Source organism: Nocardioides sp. Soil796, assembly GCF_001429525.1.
In the GTDB taxonomy this organism is placed as follows: Bacteria; Actinomycetota; Actinomycetes; order Propionibacteriales; family Nocardioidaceae; genus Nocardioides.
On record NZ_LMSQ01000007.1, the window covers coordinates 1 to 1,310 of the forward strand.

Genomic DNA, 1,310 nt, shown 5'->3' on the forward strand with positions numbered 1-1,310 from the left:
GGCGGAATCAATCGGTCTAAGCAACTCAACCCTGTTGGGTGGTGTTGTGGATGCCGAGGTATGTGTCGTATGAGCAGCGCGAGGAGTTCTTCGGGTTGCTCTGCTTGGGGATGTCGCTGCAGGCCGCGGCTGTTGCGGTCGGCGTGTCGGTGACCGCTGGGAGGTCGTGGTGGCGATCCTCGGGGCTTGTGACTCCTGTGATGTCGATTGGTTCTGTCGGTGGCCTACCGGGTTCTGCTCCACCGCGTGTGCCGGGTGTGCACGGTCCGGGAGAACGGCCACGACGACGGCGGGCGTTGACCAGTGAGGACCGTGCAGTGATCGCGGTGGGGTTGTTGTGTGAGTGCTCTTGTGCCCAGATCGGCGCGATGATCGGGCGGGACAAGTCGGTGATCTCTCGCGAGGTGGACCGCAACCGGGGACCTGACGGGTCCTACTGGGCTCCGGTGGCGCACCGGGCCGCGCACGAGCGTCGTCGCCGCCCCAAGGGGTTCAAGCTGCTCAGCAACCCTGCACTGTGCCGACGGATCGAGGCGTGGATGGATGACGGGTGGTCACCGGGTCTGATCGCCGCGGTGCTCAGGGCCGATGCCGGGTCGAACATGATGGAGCGTGTGAGCCACGAAACGATCTACCAGGCGCTCTACGTGCAGGCCCGTGGTGGGCTGCGCGCCGATCTGCACCGCCAACTGTCGCTGAAACGGCGACAGCGCAAGCCGCGGGGCAGCAGCGACGGGCGAGGCACGAGCTTGTATCGGGAGGCGTTCACGATCCGGCAACGACCCGCCGAGGCCGCCGACCGGGCGGTCCCGGGGCATTGGGAGGGCGACCTGGTCACGGGTACTGCGAACGGGTCCGCGGTCGGCACACTGGTGGAGCGGTCGACCCGTTTCACCATCTTGTTGCACCTGCCCGGGCGCCATGACGCCGAGGCGGTGGCCGAGGCGATGATCCGTGAGATGAGCAAGCTGCCCGAGCACCTGCGGCGTTCGCTGACTTGGGACCGCGGCCCGGAGTTGGCCAGGTACCGCCAGGTCCAACTCGAGCTCGCGATGCCGGTCTACTTCTGTGACCCCCACTCGCCGTGGCAGCGGGGCACGAACGAGAACACCAACCGGCTCCTGCGGCACTGGTTGGAGAAGGGCAGTGACCTGTCCGTGCACACGGCCGAGGACCTGGACCGGATCGCTGCCACACTCAACGCCAGGCCCCGCCCTACCCTTGACCTGCAGACCCCCGCACAAGCGCTGGCTGCGCTGCTCGCCAAACCGGCAGCAGCATGACCGTTGCTTAGACCGATTGACCTAGCC

The 1,310-nt window shown here is 66.9% G+C and carries 1 protein-coding gene; it reads left to right on the forward strand.

Going from position 1 to position 1,310, the window contains the following annotated elements:
• The first annotated feature begins 50 nt into the window (after window positions 1-50).
• Entirely contained in the window at window positions 51-1,283 is a 1,233-nt protein-coding gene (locus ASH02_RS03900) for an IS30 family transposase (RefSeq protein ID WP_057294332.1), read from the forward strand.
• Window positions 1,284-1,310 lie beyond the last annotated feature (27 nt).